This is a genomic window from Chitinophaga sp. LS1 (assembly GCF_034274695.1).
GTDB lineage: Bacteria > Bacteroidota > Bacteroidia > Chitinophagales > Chitinophagaceae > Chitinophaga.
In genome coordinates, this window is record NZ_CP128362.1 from 6711976 (window position 1) to 6726930 (window position 14955).

General features: G+C 42.8%; 19 protein-coding genes. 11 read left to right on the forward strand and 8 right to left on the reverse strand.

All coding sequences use genetic code 11. The features are described 5' to 3' along the window. Nucleotides 1-41 precede the first annotated feature (41 nt). The 7 genes from QQL36_RS27570 (at nucleotide 42) to QQL36_RS27600 (ending at nucleotide 5210) form a co-directional block, all read left to right on the forward strand. The gene (locus QQL36_RS27570; RefSeq protein WP_321567473.1) at nucleotides 42-611 is read left to right on the forward strand and encodes a YeeE/YedE family protein; all 570 of its coding nucleotides are present in this window, start codon (nucleotides 42-44) and stop codon (nucleotides 609-611) included. Then, entirely contained in the window at nucleotides 608-1018 is a 411-nt protein-coding gene (locus tag QQL36_RS27575; protein WP_235643844.1) for a DUF6691 family protein, read from the forward strand. Before QQL36_RS27570 ends, QQL36_RS27575 begins: the two co-directional genes overlap by 4 nt. A 464-nt stretch (nucleotides 1019-1482) precedes the next feature. Next, nucleotides 1483-2256, forward strand: a complete 774-nt coding sequence (locus QQL36_RS27580; RefSeq protein WP_083724641.1) for an SDR family NAD(P)-dependent oxidoreductase — start codon at nucleotides 1483-1485, stop codon at nucleotides 2254-2256. 274 nt (nucleotides 2257-2530) lie between these two features. Next, nucleotides 2531-3337: a phytanoyl-CoA dioxygenase family protein gene (locus QQL36_RS27585; protein WP_083724639.1), complete on the forward strand. Its 807-nt coding sequence runs from the start codon at nucleotides 2531-2533 to the stop codon at nucleotides 3335-3337. 122 nt (nucleotides 3338-3459) lie between these two features. After that, a complete protein-coding gene (locus tag QQL36_RS27590) occupies nucleotides 3460-3708 on the forward strand; it encodes a hypothetical protein (protein ID WP_321567474.1) in 249 nt (82 codons plus the stop codon). A gap of 366 nt (nucleotides 3709-4074) precedes the next feature. Beyond that, nucleotides 4075-4641, forward strand: coding sequence for a hypothetical protein (locus QQL36_RS27595; protein ID WP_083724635.1), 567 nt, complete (start codon nucleotides 4075-4077; stop codon nucleotides 4639-4641). After that, nucleotides 4638-5210 (forward strand): hypothetical protein, encoded by a 573-nt coding sequence (locus QQL36_RS27600; RefSeq protein WP_321567475.1) that lies wholly within the window; start codon nucleotides 4638-4640, stop codon nucleotides 5208-5210. Before QQL36_RS27595 ends, QQL36_RS27600 begins: the two co-directional genes overlap by 4 nt. 36 nt (nucleotides 5211-5246) lie before the next feature. Here QQL36_RS27600 and QQL36_RS27605 read toward each other — a convergent pair whose 3' ends face one another. After that, complete coding sequence (locus QQL36_RS27605) at nucleotides 5247-5645, reverse strand: helix-turn-helix domain-containing protein (protein WP_321567476.1); 399 nt, start codon at nucleotides 5643-5645, stop codon at nucleotides 5247-5249. Between the two features lie 675 nt (nucleotides 5646-6320). On the opposite strand from QQL36_RS27605, the gene QQL36_RS27610 reads away from it, so the two are divergent. From QQL36_RS27610 to QQL36_RS27620, 3 genes are read left to right on the forward strand one after another with little or no spacing between them, the layout of a single operon-like run. Next, complete coding sequence (locus tag QQL36_RS27610) at nucleotides 6321-6893, forward strand: YceI family protein (protein WP_083724631.1); 573 nt, start codon at nucleotides 6321-6323, stop codon at nucleotides 6891-6893. 14 nt (nucleotides 6894-6907) lie between these two features. Beyond that, nucleotides 6908-7441, forward strand: coding sequence for a YceI family protein (locus QQL36_RS27615; RefSeq protein WP_083724713.1), 534 nt, complete (start codon nucleotides 6908-6910; stop codon nucleotides 7439-7441). A gap of 16 nt (nucleotides 7442-7457) precedes the next feature. After that, a complete protein-coding gene (locus QQL36_RS27620; RefSeq protein ID WP_321567477.1) occupies nucleotides 7458-7850 on the forward strand; it encodes a hypothetical protein in 393 nt (130 codons plus the stop codon). Between the two features lie 39 nt (nucleotides 7851-7889). Here the strand turns inward: QQL36_RS27620 and QQL36_RS27625 are convergent, their stop codons facing one another. Next, nucleotides 7890-9239 (reverse strand): acyl-CoA dehydrogenase family protein, encoded by a 1350-nt coding sequence (locus tag QQL36_RS27625; protein ID WP_083724627.1) that lies wholly within the window; start codon nucleotides 9237-9239, stop codon nucleotides 7890-7892. Between the two features lie 162 nt (nucleotides 9240-9401). Next, entirely contained in the window at nucleotides 9402-9662 is a 261-nt protein-coding gene (locus QQL36_RS27630) for a hypothetical protein (protein ID WP_321567478.1), read from the reverse strand. Between the two features lie 221 nt (nucleotides 9663-9883). Here QQL36_RS27630 and QQL36_RS27635 point away from each other — a divergent pair, with 221 nt between their 5' ends. Continuing rightward, nucleotides 9884-11218 (forward strand): sensor histidine kinase, encoded by a 1335-nt coding sequence (locus tag QQL36_RS27635; protein ID WP_083724623.1) that lies wholly within the window; start codon nucleotides 9884-9886, stop codon nucleotides 11216-11218. A 76-nt stretch (nucleotides 11219-11294) separates the two neighbouring features. Here QQL36_RS27635 and QQL36_RS27640 read toward each other — a convergent pair whose 3' ends face one another. From QQL36_RS27640 to QQL36_RS27660, 5 genes are all read right to left on the reverse strand, one after another. Next, the gene (locus QQL36_RS27640) at nucleotides 11295-11558 is read right to left on the reverse strand and encodes a hypothetical protein (protein WP_083724621.1); all 264 of its coding nucleotides are present in this window, start codon (nucleotides 11556-11558) and stop codon (nucleotides 11295-11297) included. Between the two features lie 143 nt (nucleotides 11559-11701). Continuing rightward, nucleotides 11702-12247 carry a hypothetical protein gene (locus tag QQL36_RS27645; RefSeq protein ID WP_083724619.1) on the reverse strand — a complete coding sequence of 182 codons (546 nt, stop codon included), beginning with the start codon at nucleotides 12245-12247 and terminating at the stop codon, nucleotides 11702-11704. Nucleotides 12248-12286: 39 nt separating this feature from the next. Beyond that, nucleotides 12287-13306, reverse strand: coding sequence for a zinc-binding alcohol dehydrogenase family protein (locus QQL36_RS27650; RefSeq protein ID WP_321567479.1), 1020 nt, complete (start codon nucleotides 13304-13306; stop codon nucleotides 12287-12289). A gap of 97 nt (nucleotides 13307-13403) precedes the next feature. Further along, nucleotides 13404-14216 (reverse strand): MlaD family protein, encoded by an 813-nt coding sequence (locus tag QQL36_RS27655; RefSeq protein WP_083724618.1) that lies wholly within the window; start codon nucleotides 14214-14216, stop codon nucleotides 13404-13406. A 6-nt stretch (nucleotides 14217-14222) separates the two neighbouring features. Continuing rightward, entirely contained in the window at nucleotides 14223-14954 is a 732-nt protein-coding gene (locus QQL36_RS27660) for an ABC transporter ATP-binding protein (RefSeq protein WP_083724616.1), read from the reverse strand. Between the last annotated feature and the right edge of the window lies 1 nt (nucleotide 14955).

The window sequence follows — 14955 nt, forward strand, 5'->3', positions numbered from 1 at the left end:
GGTTGATTATATTTGTATATACATCCTCCAACCATAAAATTATGCTTTTAAAATTGATCTCATCGCCATGGCCATGGTACGTAGCGGGGCCTATTATCGGACTTACGGTACCCTTGCTGTTATTATTGGGCAATCGCTCATTTGGCATCTCGTCTTCTCTCCGACATATTTGCGCCGCCTGTTTTCCGGCAAAAATTCCCTTTTTCACTTATGAGTGGAAGAATGAGATCTGGAATTTGTTCTTTGCTGCGGGTATAGTGATCGGGGGATTTGTGGCAGCTCACTGGCTGGCAGATCCCTCCCCTGTTCAGATCAGTCCAAAACTGGAAACCACTTTAGGTGAATTTGGCATCACCGACCACAACGATCTGTTACCCAGCCAGTTATTTAACTGGCCAGCTCTACTGACAATCAGGGGTTTTATCCTCATAATTGTAGGAGGATTCCTTGTTGGGTTTGGTACAAGGTATGCCGGCGGGTGTACTTCGGGGCATTCAATTATGGGATTGTCCACTTTGCAATGGCCATCTTTGGTCGCCACTTGTTGTTTTATGGCGGGTGGATTTATTATGTCAAATCTGGTGTTACCTTTTATACTAAACTTATCATGAAGAACATAAAATATACATTTGCCGGGATGCTTTTTGGCATTGTACTGGTGAAATCGCAGGTATTATCCTGGTTTAGGATTCAGGAAATGTTTCATTTACAGTCATTTCATATGTATGGGGTGATTGGGTCGGCGGTAGTTACAGGTCTTCTTTCCGTAACTATCATTAAAAAGTTCAAAATCAGAACGTTCGGTGGTGAAGAGATAATCATTCCAAAGAAGCCTTTTTCGAAGGGGAATATCTATGGAGGGTTGTTATTTGGGTTTGGATGGGCATTGACGGGGGCATGTCCGGGGCCGTTATTTGCACAGGTAGGGGCAGGATTTACCGTGATGGCGGTGGCGCTGCTGAGTGCGATATTGGGTACTTGGGTGTATGGAGTGGTGAGTGATAAATTGCCACATTAGCTGTCACGAAGTTAATATCGCAACAATTTTTAGGGTTAATATGTTAAAAACAATAGATTTAAACAGGTCTACCTATTTCACTCGGTAATACGGAGTTAAATGCCTAAATATCAGTGAGTATTAGTTACCTAAAACGAGGGATTTTTTGTTAATTTTTGGTTAACAAACGTTAATTCATGACGTTTACCGGATAAATTATATCATTTACCAAAATTGATTAGGCGGCACCAAGCTGTCGTATATCTTTGGTTTAGGTTTTTCATAGGATATGGTTAAAAAATTAAGGGCGGTATTCTTACCGCCCTTCTCTATTTTTGTACAGTCTTCATTTTCAGGGATTTTTACACTTTTCTTACAGTAAATAATTAATTTCTCTTTTTATCGCTTCAATAAATAACTTATTTTTGTATTTTGTTCTCAGCTGTTCCTGTATTCATTAAGCACAGCGGCTAACCAGTATAATTATGAATTACGCACTCATTACAGGCGCAAGCAAGGGGATTGGACGTTCCATAGCCATCGTATTGGCTAAAAAAAAGTATAACCTGATTCTTGTAGCAAGATCCACCAGTGAATTGCAGGTAGTAGCCTCGGAACTGATTACTAAGTACGGAGTACAGGTGGACTACCTGGGCATAGATCTCTCTGTTCCAACGGCAGCTGGTGAGTTGTTCGAATGGGTACAGAAAAACCAGTACAACATTTCTATCCTGATCAACAATGCGGGGTATGCTGTATGGGGTGAATTTGACAAGACTTCATTAGAAGATCAGAACAAGATGTTGCAGGTAAACATGCAGACACCGATGGCATTGTGTCATCATTTTCTGCCTATGCTGCTGCAACAACCTGCTGCTTACATTATGAATGTAGCGAGTACCGCTGCTTACCAGGCAGTACCAACACTCAGTACTTATGCGGCTACCAAGGCTTTCATGTTATTATTTACCCGAGGTCTCAGGGCAGATCTGAAAGGCACAAATGTATCAGTAACTGCATTATCACCCGGCCCGGTGAATACCAATTTTATCGACAGAGCCGGTATGCAGGCGATCAAAGCCACTGCAGAAAAGTATGGTATGATGCCGGATGAGGTAGCACGAATTGCCGTAAATGGTATGTTTGCAAAGAAATCTGAATTGATTCCAGGCGCACTGAATGCGGCCACAGCATTTGTCACCCGATTGGTTCCCAAGGGGATGGTTGAAAAAATTGCTGGTAATCTATATAAAAAATAAGTAAATTCATCCCTTCAATCGCGGTGCAATTTATTATTTGGGTATAAGATAAAATACTATTACCTTTACCCTACAAATTCAGTAGACTAAAGAATGCGTTACAGATTATTATCAATACAAGTACTACAGCTGACGTGCTTGTCGCAAAGTAAATGGTGTCCGTATTGTTGAAAACACATGACCTATTTATCCTGTACTGACGGGGTTTTTACAAAAAAAACTATTTTCAATAATTCGTGATCAATCACCAAATCATCTATAAATTTACCACATCATGTCTACGGCTTATACTACGTTTACACTAGGTGATACGCTAACCGAAGAACAAAAAGCATTTTTTGACGAGCATGGATACATACACTTTTCCAGGTTCTTTACTCCTGAGCAGGTTCAGGAGATTATCAAAGCATCTGAAGAAGTACAGCAGAAATGGATCGCCGAAAAAAGAGAAAAAGTAAATGGAGTTCCCATCAAGTATGGTAAAGACTTGAATGGTGACCCAATTGTGCAGCGCTTTGCCTTCATCAACCAGCATGCACCTGTACTGTCCGAGGTATTGCAAGACAAACGTTTCGATGCACTTTTAAGCCTGATTGGTCCTGGTGCCCGCCTTGGTATCAACGAGAAAGACGGGATGGTGTTTAACCACTACGTAAATGGTCCGGAAAGCAAGTTCACTAAAATGGGCTGGCATACAGACGGTCTGCGCGACATCTTCATGGGTGGTAAACTGAATCCAATGCTCAATGTAGGTTTACACCTGAGCACATTAAAAGTTGAGAATGGTGGGCTGAGAATCATTCCAGGCACACACAAACAGAGCAGGCTGAGCATGCTGTTCAGGAAGAAATACTTCATTGACCACACGCCTGACAAGAATGAGATCGCTATCACGCCTACAGCCGGTGACGTAACTGTACATGATGGCCGCCTCTGGCACCGTGTGGCGCTGAGCTCTGTAATTGGTGAAGAAAGCCGCAGAAGAGTGATCTATGTACCTATCATTGCAGGGAAATATGCTCCCAAAAATGAAAACAGTCCGACCCAGTTCTACCAGCGCTTTGCTGGTATCGTAAAATAAGGGCCAGGACACAAGTAGGAATATGCGAACATTTTCTTCAAAGTTTTGAGGCAGGAATTCTATTATCTTTTCCTTATAATATATTTAAAAGCCTTTGGATGTCATGTCCAAAGGCTTTTTTAATGGGTACATCACCCGAACCTCCTGTGCCGGCAGCGACGATGATCACCTGGGTATTTGAAGGAGATTCCTGTATACTGGTAGCGAAAATCGTGAATGGTAAACATTATTCCATCCTCTCTGATTATCCCGGCGTACCTTTTGCTGCATACGATGACGCTGGTGTAGCGGAATGGTCCTGTGAATTGGATATTTATGGAAAGGTTCGTAAGTTAGGCAATTGTTTGCTTCTGGTAATGGTGCGAAGTTAACACCGGCGCAACGTGCCAGGTTGATAAAATTGGGTGTACCACCTGAGAATATTTATAGTGGGGTGGCTTATAAAAAGAAGCCAATACCTAAGACGAAGGTGAAGTCCGGGTGAAGTCTGTGAGAAAGGCTTACAATCTGGAAAGCCACGCGGAGAGAGTGATTATCAGGAATGCGCAGGAGGGGACAAAGTTTACAAGATGGGGGATTTCGTGGGCGAAGTATCAGAAGAATGAGCCGTGTAGTAATTGTAAGCCGCATGTGGAGTGTGCATCGTAGATATCATGCATGAATTCTCAAAGAATGATCCCTGGCCTTACTGTAAGCCGCATGTGGAGTGTGCATCATAAAACAAGTAATCAATATAAATGGCATTACCTTATTCAGCATACAAAAAGAAAATTCAACCTGAGCTGGCGAAACTATCACCTGAGCAATTACTCTTCGTCGGTGTATGGACTGCCGAGTACCTGGACAGGCAGTACGGCCCTTGTTTAGATGGCGATGGGCATGCCAGAGCACATGAAGTATTGCAGGATGCGATTGGATTTTTATGGAATGGCATAGACGATCCTTCAACTATAACAGAAGCAGATTTGAAGAAGCAATTAAGGCATGTGCGGTATATTGATATTGACGACCTGGATTTTGCCAAGCCAAAAGATTGTGGGATCCTGAAGTTGATGGAAGCAGTGGAAAGTACCCTCAGCTATGCAAAGGAAAAGAAACCGGATGCGATATTGACTACCGCCTGGTTCCCGATGGATGTACTGAATGCTGTAAAGGATAGTGAGTTTGTAATGAAAGAAACGCCACCGAAGTATAAACTGGATGATCCGTTTTTTGCGGAGGAGTTGGAATCGCAGACAAAACTGTTTGCGCACCTGCAGGAAGGAAAAAATCTCACAAGTAAAGACAAAACTATTTTCCGATGATGGAACAATTGACCTTTTCTTCTTTTGATAAAACACTCAAAGAAAACTTTACCAATCTCCCATTTGAACAATGCCTGTTTTTTGGTGTGTGGAATGCAGAGTACCTGTATCACAAATATGCCAATCACCTGCTGGAACTGGAAGATGAAGAAGGTTATGAAATCCTCACCGACGCCCTCGCCTACCTGTGGGATGCTGTAGACAAAACAGCGAATATAGAAGAAGAGGAAGTAGACAACCAGATCCTGCGCCTGCATGATATTAGTTTAGACCAGCTGGACCAGGACGAAGCCAAAGGTATCGGCGTCGTGAAACTGATGGAATGCCTGGAAAGTGGGTTGGTATATATAGAAGAAAAGAACTACGAATTTATCGCAGCCTGTGCTTACTTCCCACTGGATGTAGCAGATGTGATCATGACAAATGAATTGGGACTGGATACCAATGATCCCAATAAACATATTCATCATCCGCTGATGCAGGTGGAGTTTGAAGCGGAACTGAAAATGATGGAATATTTACAGATCTATAGGGATGTAAGCAGTAAGGAAAAAAACTTATTCAGGTAGCACCTGATTACCTGAGCCAGGAAACAGGTTGTATTATCAATACGATCCAGCCTGTTTTTTCTTCTCTTTTTCATCTTCATACCGCTTCCTGTTACCCAGGATGGTCTCCAAATGTTCCTGTCCCCAGTGCAGCAGATTATTAATAGGCGGAATCAGGCTCTTCCCCAGTTCTGTCAATTCGTATTCTACTCTTGGCGGTATTTCAGGATAAAACTCCCTCGAAATCAATCCATCTGCCTCCAAAGAGCGAAGCGTAACTGTGAGCATTTTCTGTGAAATATCTTCAATACTGGTGGCGATCTCGCTAAACCGCATCTTTCCTTTGTGAGACAGCAGTTCTACTACCAGGATGGACCATTTATCACCGAACCGATCCAGCACATGTCTTATCGGACAAAAAGCCGGCTTAAATTTCTCAGAATTATTTTCAACCATAACCCGCTGATTTTCAATATTAGTTACCGTTTGGTAAGTTGGTAGCTGGCAGGTGCCTTCTTTGTTAGAAGTTACACACCATTTACCTTTGGCTCTCCAAAAGAGAGTGACTCTCTTTTCTATGTAAAAGTAGGATAAATTATCTAATAAATAGTAATAAGGATTTGTGGAATTAGTTCAAGATAGGCCACCACAAAGGATTTATATTAAAATATATGTTGAAACACATTTTGTTTAAAAAAGTATATATCTTCGGTCCCGAATCGCCTGGCACAAATAGTACTTTAAAAGCGGTCAAAAGGACTGCTCAGAAGCAGAAACAATTCTATCATTCGGTTTATTAGATGAAAGGGGTCGTTAAAACACTGCTCAGGAACAAACAGAACTATCATTCAGTTTAATAGATGATAGCGGTCGTTAAAACACTGCTCAGGAACAAACAGAACTATCATTCGGTTTAATAGATGATAGCGGTCGTTAAAACACTGCTCAGGAACAAACAGAACTATCATTCGGTTTAATAGATGATAGGGGTCGTTAAAACACTGCTCAGGAACAAACAGAACTATCATTCGGTTTAATAGATGATAGCGGTCCTAAAAAGACCAATATTATGAACATAGAACAATAAATTTCATTTTTAAAATAAAAGCAATCCAAAAAACACCAGCTAACATGAAAAAAATCTCAATCGTTGCATCAGCACTGTTATTATCTGCAACTGCATTCGCTCAAAACACCTGGACTGTAGACAAAGCGCACAGCAGACTGGGTTACGGCGTTACCCACCTCGGTATCTCTGAAAGCGAAGGTAACTTCAAATCTTACGAAGCTAAGATCACTGCTACTAAAGCAGATTTTTCTGACGCGGTGATCGAAGTGACTGCAGACGTTAACAGCATCAACACTGACAACGAAATGCGCGACAAGCACGTGAAGAGCCCAGATTTCTTCGACGCTGAGAAATTCGGTACCCTGACTTTTAAGAGCACTTCTATCAAGAAAGCAAGCGGTAAGACTTTCAAAGTAACCGGCGACCTGACCCTGCACGGTGTAACTAAACCAGTAACCCTGGATCTGACCATCAATGGTACTACTACTAACCCAATGAGCAAAAAAGAAGAAGTAGGTATCAAAGTAACCGGTACTTTCAAACGTACTGATTTCGGTATTGGCGCTTCTATGCCAACTCAGATGCTGAGCGACGAAGTTGTACTGAAAGCTAACGGCGAATTCGTAAAAGAATAGGTTAAACAATGGCAATGAAAAGATTAATCATATTTTCAGGAACACTGCTGCTGGCGGCAGCAGTGTTTGCCTTTAATATCGTATCTCCCCTGTGGAAAATCACTGAAAAGTACAATGTTGCTTTTAGCAGCAATGAAGTAGGTGGTATTTTCAAAAGCTTTAAAGGCACTATCAATTTTGACGAGGCGAATCTGGCAGTTTCTAACTTTGATGTAACTGTAGATGTGGCTTCTATCCAGACTGGTAATGCATTGCAGAACAAGCATGCAAAGAGCGATGAGTGGTTTGATGCAGCGAAGTTCCCTGTGATCCACTATGTATCAAAGAAAATCGTGAAAGCGGGTGCAGGTTACCAGGTAACCGGCGATCTGGAGATCCATGGTGTGAAAAAGGAATTTACCATTCCTTTCAATTTCGTGAGAAAAGGAAACGCAGCTACCTTTAATGGTACCTTTAATGTAAACAGAAATGATTTCCATATTGGTAAACCAGGTGGAGATGTTGCTGACGTCATTAAAGTAGAGCTGGCAGTGCCTGTTACGAAGTAATTTTTAAATTGAATTTATGCTGAAGAAATTATTAATATTAGCGGTAGTTTCAGGTATACTGGCAGCAGTGGCGTGTTTGGTGTATCAAAAGGTGTATACAGAGTCACTGGGTGACGGGTTTATGAATATCGTTTCCCTGCAAAAGATATTTGCTGCCTGCATAGGTGCGAATATAGTGGCAGCAATTGGGTATTTTTTACTGAGCAAGGTGCTGAAAGGTCATACAGAAGCGGTGTTTAATATTTTATTTGCAGTGATAACAATTGCAACCATTGTGTATCCGATCGGGTATAAACTACCTTTGGATGTTGAGATGCCGGAATTGTTTCCGGGATTGGCGATTCCAATGCACTTTTTCCCTGTGTTGGGATGGATGACGTTGAAGCCATTATTTGCTAAGAATATTTAAATTAAATCCGCCCCCCGGAATTGGAGGGGCGGATTTAATTTATACAAAGGCGCTGAAGCCGGTTATGGCTCTGCCTACTATTAATGAGTTGATTTCTTTTGTTCCTTCATAAGAATAGATAGCCTCCGCATCTGCTACAAAGCGGGCTACATTATATTCCAACAGTATACCGTTCCCTCCCATTACTTCTCTTGCCCTGCTCACAATATCTCTGGTACGAAGCGAACAGAATACCTTTGCGATAGATGCATGTTCATCATCCAGTAATCCCTGATCCTGTAACTGAGATAATCTGAATGTCATGGTCTGCATGGCCGTGAGGTTCGAGAGCATTTCTACGAGATGATTTTGTATTAACTGGAAACTGGCGATTGGTTTGCCGAATTGTTTACGCTGACGGGTATAGGTCAGGGCATTTTCATAGGCTCCTCTGGCACAGCCTACGGCTAACCAGGCTACGCCTGCTCTTGTCATTTGCAGTACCCTGGCAGTATCTTTAAAGGAGTTTGCATGAGCGAGTCGATCGCTTTCGGCAACTTCGCAGTCCTGTAAGGTGATGATACCATTTTGTACAATGCGGAGGGCCATTTTATCATGCATCTTCTCTACACTGAAACCGGGTGTACCTTTACGTAAGAGGAATCCTTTTACCTGGTTATCATCCACATCTCTTGCCCATATGACCAATACATCGGCAAAGGTGGCATTGCCAATCCATTTCTTCTGACCATTTAAGACCCACTTGTCTCCTACCCTTTTTGCCGTGGTGGTCAGGCCACCGGCGGCACCGGAACCGACTTCGGGTTCTGTGAGGCCAAAGGCGCCGATGATCTTTAATTGCTCCATACCGGGCAGCCATTCTTTCTTTTGTGCTTCGGAGCCGAGGGCATGAATGGATCCCATGGCCAAACCGTTCTGTACACCAAAGAAGGTGGCAATGGAGCAATCTACCCGTGCCATCTCCATCGCGATGATTCCTTCCATTACGAAGGAGTATTCGCCCCTGAAGGTGCCACCGCAAATATTTAATGCTGCGAGTTTGGGTATAATCTCAAAGGGGAATTCAGCTTTGAACCAGTATTCGTTTACGATAGGCTGAATTTCCGTTTCCATAAAATGGCGGACTTTCAGTTGTAGGGCACGTTCTTCTTCTGTGAGCATACCGGCAAGGTCGTAAAAGTCACCGTTTACGGGAGGAAGCTCTTTCTTATGGCCGCTACCGCTGGTGAGCATTTTCATTAATCCAGCTAGCTGCTGGTCATTCATTTTGCCTACTGCGGCCATTACTTTTGGCAGGTCCACTTTTTCGGCGATGTGGCCGAGCTGTTGGAAATCAATGTTTTTGAGTAAGTGGAATGCCTGTCTGATGGTAGAAAATTTCACTGCCATATGGGGAGGTTTTTTATAAATATAAGAAAATCCTCAGCTAGCTTTTAAAAGCCGGCTGAGGATGGGGCTATCTAAAAAACGGATAGCCTAAACAATTGAAAATAAGAATCTGAGTGAAATTTCGACAACCAGTTTGAACCCCTAACCGGGCAAGCTGATACATTAAACAATTGAAAACAACACCCTCGCTGGCACGTCCGCCGCCAGTTGTATGTCCTTAATCTGTTCTTCTATCAATTTTTCAATTTTCTTTTTTCCAAACATACTGTAAGGAAATCGTAACGTGATCTTGAATTTAATTGCAGGTTCATCGTCCTGCAACCTGTAACCAAAACGGATGTCTTTAATCTTTTCCTTCCCTATCAAATTGGTAAGGAGCTGAGCAATCTCAGATGGATGCTTTAAAGTTGTGAGTTGTTGCATGTCTGGCTAAATTGGGGCGTAACCACGCCTGTTTTTTTCAATAAATACGACGTCTACATTTCAAAGGGTGGGGATTAGGACTGGGTCTAACGGAAACAATGTGTCAATTTAATCACAAAACCGGTACATTTGTGGGGCGATGCACAACACCTACAAAATATAATGAACGCAATTGAAAGTTGTATAATAACCTTATCAGGAATTTACCTCGTCAATTTTAGATGAAAATATATTTATTCACCGCGATCGAACAGGCATTTAAAAAAGAATTTTATCAGCAGATCCGGTCTCAGAATATTCGGGTGACAGGCATTACAGCCAAGATTGTATTGTTTACCACGCTTGTTACCCACATTCTTACGCTGACGTTGCCGGCGAGTAGTTCCCTGCCTGCGGGACAACAGGTTCAACTGATTATTATACAGCGGTTCCTGCTTATAAGTTCAGCGGTGATTGCTTTGGCTATCTACCTGATCCGTACTAAACTGTCTTCATTAGAGCAAAACCGATACCATTTCCTGGTCATTCTCTTTGCCTTGTGTTTTATTGGGAGTTGTATGGGACTGACTTTCGTATCGCAACACAATCCTAAGAACACAATGACCATGATGCTGATAGGTTTCCTGGTCATAGCCATGGTACAGGTATTTTCATTCAGACAACTCATCACCATTTGCCTGGTTACGGGGGCAACCTTTTCCATCTTTTTCCACCTCTTCCAGGTGAACAAGGTGGCGCTGGTGGGGAACATGGTTATATTCTGGCTCATGATGTGTGCATTTCTTGTAGTTTCCAGACTGTTATATTCTTATCACGCCAATTATTTTATAAAGATAAAAACTATTGAACAGAAAAACGAGGAGATTGCGGCTGCTAATAAACTGAAGACAGAAATTCTGGGGATTGTAGCGCATGACCTGCGTAGCCCTATTTCGGGCATTCGTTCTGTACTGCACCTGATGCAGGAGTACCCCTTTACCCCTGAGCAGGAGAATAAATACCTGGCCTGGATCAGCGAGGCCTGCACTACTGCGGACCAGATTATTGAGGAACTGCTCTCAGCGGCAAGGCAATCAGATGAAAACAAACTACAAACTAATTATATTTCCCTGAATGACTGGCTGGTGAATGTGCGTGACAACTGGCAACAACAAGTCAGGCACCAACAGCGGGTATTGCTGGAGTTGCCTCAGGGAGAGATAAAAGCACATATTCATACCGGCAAACTACAGCGGGTGGTAGATAACCTGCTACACAATGCAATGAAGTTTACACCTGATGGAGGGGATATAACCCTTGGCATGCGGCCGCATCGTGGAGGCGTGCGGATCTCTGTGGCAGATACAGGTATAGGTATCCCGGAGGAGATGCTACCTAATATCTTCGACCGGTTTACTTCAGCCAGGCGTAAGGGCCTTCATCATGAACCTTCCACCGGGCTGGGGTTGCATATCTGCAAGCAGCTGGTGCAGCAACACGGTGGTAATATCTACGTTTCATCACAAGAGAATAAAGGTACTATCTTTAATATCGACCTGCCTTTTACAGTGTTATAAAGTGTTGTTGTTAACATAGACCTTAGTTACCCCGTGGATAAGGTTCCGCCTTTAAACACTACACACTGCTGTAAGCTCATGGATAAGATGTGGCGCCATTTCCACGGTCTTCCACATGTACCACCTCCAAAATGCGCGTTGCAATTGCATTAACCAGTTGCGGATCTGCTGCATAATCTGGATTTGGCTGTAAATCTCCGTTTACCTGCAGTAAATAATCGATGGAATGTTCGTCATCCAGCACTGCTTTGTAGTGCTCGATTCCTCTTGATTCATGAGGCATAACCACTACAATGTAGTTGCTACCTTTCAGGTCAAAGTCTAAGGTAAAATCTTTCATATGGCATCACTTTTAAAATGCAATACGCAAAATTGTCCATACAGCGTAATAGGTGATAGTTGTAGATTGTCTGCTGTTTTTTTTTTGCGTAACCTAAATATAACAAAATTAAGGCCACGGAGTTGCAGAAAATCTATAAGTGATTAGTCTTCTTTCCCTCCTTTTTCTCCTGTGAACCAATGTTCTTTTTGTTTAAAGAGCACATTAAAGGTGGTCAGTGAGCCGTATATGCGGGTAATGTATTGTTGCATATTAACTTTGTCTTCGTCGGAGAGCAGTTTGTGGCTATTTATTTGTTGCTCGAGTACACGGAGACGATCTCTTACCATCACGATTTTATGAAAAAATACTTCTATGGGTATTTCTTTTGGTTTCAACGAAGCATCCTTTGGTTGAAGAAGGAGATTGCCACCTTCCCACCTGTCGCCAAGCGGGATGATCTCGTTAGGTTCGCCCCAGAGACGGAGGATCTTTAATAAAGAAGTTTCGACGGCGGAGGTAGTTTCCACTTCGATAGATTGGTTTTCTATGTGGAGGATTTCGAAAAGCGGATCAGTTTTATCTACTTCGATGACACCCTGGTCCATAAAGGTAACTACGTATTGTGCGTATTTGACCCCGATAATGACACCCGGGCCGTGTTTAGCGTGTTGTACTCTCGAACCTTTGCCGGCGATTAATTCTTCCATGCTGTGTTGGTTTTTTACAAGGTATTGAAAAAGCGTAAGTTATCCCAATTCGACCATCGCCTTTATCACTCCCGTCTTTGGATCTAACCAGCTATTAAACTCATCTTTTACGGCTTCGAACGTTACCCTGTGTGTGATATAGGTTACCGGATCCACTTCCCCACTTTTCATATTCTTCACCACATGCACAAAATCTTCTCTTGTAGCATTCCGGCTACTCATCAATGTCGCTTCTCTTTTATGAAATTCCGGATGGCTCACGCAGATCTCTCCTTTTTGTAAACCCACCAGTACATAGCGGGCGCCATGCGCCATATATTGAAAACCATTATTGATCGCTTTCTGGCTACCGGTAGCATCAATTACAACTGTAGGCATATCGCCGTTGGTAATTTCCTGCAATACGGTCATTACATCTTCGGTAGTTGGATTAATTGTATGAGCGACCTTTAATTTGTCTTTGCAGAATTGCAGGCGACCTTCATTGATATCCATCGCAATGACATGGCCACCGGCAATGCGGGCAAATTCCATGATACCAAGGCCAATAGGACCTGCCCCGATCACCAGGACAAATTCACCGGGTGTAACACCGGCACGGCGTACGCCATGAGCACCAATGGCGAGGGGTTCCACGAGTGCAAGCGCTTCCATGCTGAGGCCATCGCCATGTATTAATGAAGAAGAGGGAACGGAAAGGTATTCTGCCATACCACCATCGATGTGTACACCACAAACCTGGATACGGGTACAGCAGTTTGGCTTGCCGCTACGGCAGGCGATGCAGGTACCGCAATTAAAATAAGGGATAAAAGTAACGGCTTCGCCAATGGTAAAACCAGGGGCGTTGTCAGCAGCTACCAGTTCGCCGGCAAGTTCATGACCGAGTATACGTGGGTATACAAAGTAAGGTTGAGTTCCTTCAAAAGCGTGGAGGTCTGTGCCACAAATGCCGATACGTTTGATTTTTATAATCGAATGGTTGGCCGTTAATGCGGGCATTTCTTTTTGACCATAATCAAATTGACCTGGCGTGGTACAAGTAAGTATTTTTATCATGGTTGTAAAATAAAACAAAAAATGTTGGTTTTACGTTCGGTAAAACCAACATTTTTTGCAGGGGGCCCCTGGCCTGCTGACTGCCTGGTGAAAAGGGTTATCCTTCTTTAGGAATATTTACAGTAGCGCTATCTGTATCTTTTTTCTTTGATTTCTTTTTATCATCTTTCTGATTCTTCTTATTATCCTCTTTTTGTTGTTTTTGGTTCGCCTCTTTCGCCGCTTTTTCCTTCTTCCTGAAATACCCTCTCAATAAGAAATTATGTTTCAATGCCTCCATGTTCTGACTAAATCCTTCTGATCCTTTATGCACCGCTCTCATTGTTTTCTTCGCCTCATTCACAGTACCTTCCAGGTCATTTGCCATACTATCACTATATAACAATCTGCCTATACTTCCCTTTCCCTGATTCACCTGTGTAGCAATTCCTGCCAACTGTCCGGTTATTACTTCTGCATTGTAAGCTACGCCGGAAAGCCTGTCCAGTACCTTATCAAACTGCATTGGATCCACTGCATTGATGGTCTCCCCATCATTTACAGGTACATTAGATGCTGTGCCGGAACTAATTGCCACCAGCTTATCTCCCATCAATCCATCAGAACTGATACTCGCCACCGCACCTTTTTTAATAAAAGGCTGTACTTTTTTCTGCACGATCAAAGTTACCCGGGCAGTAGAGTCGGACAAAATATCGATATTGTCTACAGTACCCACATCGATACCTACAAACCGGATATTATTCCCCACCTGTAACCCACCTACGTTTTTGAACGTACCATATAAGGTGATCGTACTCCTGAACATATTTTTATTTCTGCCAATAAGGAAAATACCTACCAGCAACAACAGGATGGTGACCGATGTAAATATACCAACCTTCACTTTCTGAGATGTCTTGTCGCGCATACAGTATTATTTGAAAAAGTTATTAATGAGATCATCCTCTGATTTCGCCAGCTCGTCGTACGTGCCTGTGGCTATATATTCTCCATCATTCATTACCACGATCCTATCTGCTGTAATTCTTGCACAAGGCATATCGTGGGTGATAATAATGGACGAAGTATCGTATTTTTCCTGCAGGGTTACGATCAGTTCACTGATCTCCCTTGCAGTAATAGGATCCAGTCCGGTAGTAGGTTCGTCATACAGCATAATTTGGGGCCGCAGAATCAATGTTCTGGCTAGTCCTACTCTTTTCCGCATACCTCCTGACAGGTCAGATGGATATTTATCAATGGACTCTGTTAATCCTACACTGTCCAATGCTTCTTCTACTCTTTTCGTCAGTTCTGCCTTATCTTTTATTTGCAAAACATGGGTGAGTGGAAATTCCAGGTTTTCTCTTACCGTCATAGAATCATACAAAGCACCACTCTGGAAAAGGAACCCAATCTTTGTTCTGATTTCTTTTAGTTCATCTTCATTTAAGGTCGGGATCTCTTTTCCCAACACTTCCAGTTTGCCTTCATCAGGTTCCAGCAACCCTGCAATACATTGAATGGTCACAGACTTACCTTGGCCAGAACGGCCCAGTACTACTATATTCTCGCCTTTGTGTAGTTCGAGGTTAATGTCTTTCAGCACCTCATTTTCTCCAAATGATTTCTTCAGGTGCTCTATGCGAATCACAACTTCATCCATA

Bases quoted from the DNA above. Each gene is read 5' to 3' on its own strand.
- QQL36_RS27615 (WP_083724713.1), top strand. From the start codon at position 6,908: ATGAAAAGATTAATCATATTTTCAGGAACACTGCTGCTGGCGGCAGCA.
- QQL36_RS27595 (WP_083724635.1), top strand. From the start codon at position 4,075: ATGGCATTACCTTATTCAGCATACAAAAAGAAAATTCAACCTGAGCTG.
- QQL36_RS27585 (WP_083724639.1), top strand. From the start codon at position 2,531: ATGTCTACGGCTTATACTACGTTTACACTAGGTGATACGCTAACCGAA.
- QQL36_RS27580 (WP_083724641.1), top strand. From the start codon at position 1,483: ATGAATTACGCACTCATTACAGGCGCAAGCAAGGGGATTGGACGTTCC.
- QQL36_RS27630 (WP_321567478.1), bottom strand. From the start codon at position 9,662: ATGCAACAACTCACAACTTTAAAGCATCCATCTGAGATTGCTCAGCTC.
- QQL36_RS27650 (WP_321567479.1), bottom strand. From the start codon at position 13,306: ATGATAAAAATACTTACTTGTACCACGCCAGGTCAATTTGATTATGGT.
- QQL36_RS27620 (WP_321567477.1), top strand. From the start codon at position 7,458: ATGCTGAAGAAATTATTAATATTAGCGGTAGTTTCAGGTATACTGGCA.
- QQL36_RS27610 (WP_083724631.1), top strand. From the start codon at position 6,321: ATGAAAAAAATCTCAATCGTTGCATCAGCACTGTTATTATCTGCAACT.
- QQL36_RS27605 (WP_321567476.1), bottom strand. From the start codon at position 5,645: ATGGTTGAAAATAATTCTGAGAAATTTAAGCCGGCTTTTTGTCCGATA.
- QQL36_RS27575 (WP_235643844.1), top strand. From the start codon at position 608: ATGAAGAACATAAAATATACATTTGCCGGGATGCTTTTTGGCATTGTA.
- QQL36_RS27640 (WP_083724621.1), bottom strand. From the start codon at position 11,558: ATGAAAGATTTTACCTTAGACTTTGACCTGAAAGGTAGCAACTACATT.
- QQL36_RS27660 (WP_083724616.1), bottom strand. From the start codon at position 14,954: ATGGATGAAGTTGTGATTCGCATAGAGCACCTGAAGAAATCATTTGGA.
- QQL36_RS27655 (WP_083724618.1), bottom strand. From the start codon at position 14,216: ATGCGCGACAAGACATCTCAGAAAGTGAAGGTTGGTATATTTACATCG.
- QQL36_RS27600 (WP_321567475.1), top strand. From the start codon at position 4,638: ATGATGGAACAATTGACCTTTTCTTCTTTTGATAAAACACTCAAAGAA.
- QQL36_RS27625 (WP_083724627.1), bottom strand. From the start codon at position 9,239: ATGGCAGTGAAATTTTCTACCATCAGACAGGCATTCCACTTACTCAAA.
- QQL36_RS27645 (WP_083724619.1), bottom strand. From the start codon at position 12,247: ATGGAAGAATTAATCGCCGGCAAAGGTTCGAGAGTACAACACGCTAAA.
- QQL36_RS27570 (WP_321567473.1), top strand. From the start codon at position 42: ATGCTTTTAAAATTGATCTCATCGCCATGGCCATGGTACGTAGCGGGG.
- QQL36_RS27635 (WP_083724623.1), top strand. From the start codon at position 9,884: ATGAAAATATATTTATTCACCGCGATCGAACAGGCATTTAAAAAAGAA.
- QQL36_RS27590 (WP_321567474.1), top strand. From the start codon at position 3,460: ATGGGTACATCACCCGAACCTCCTGTGCCGGCAGCGACGATGATCACC.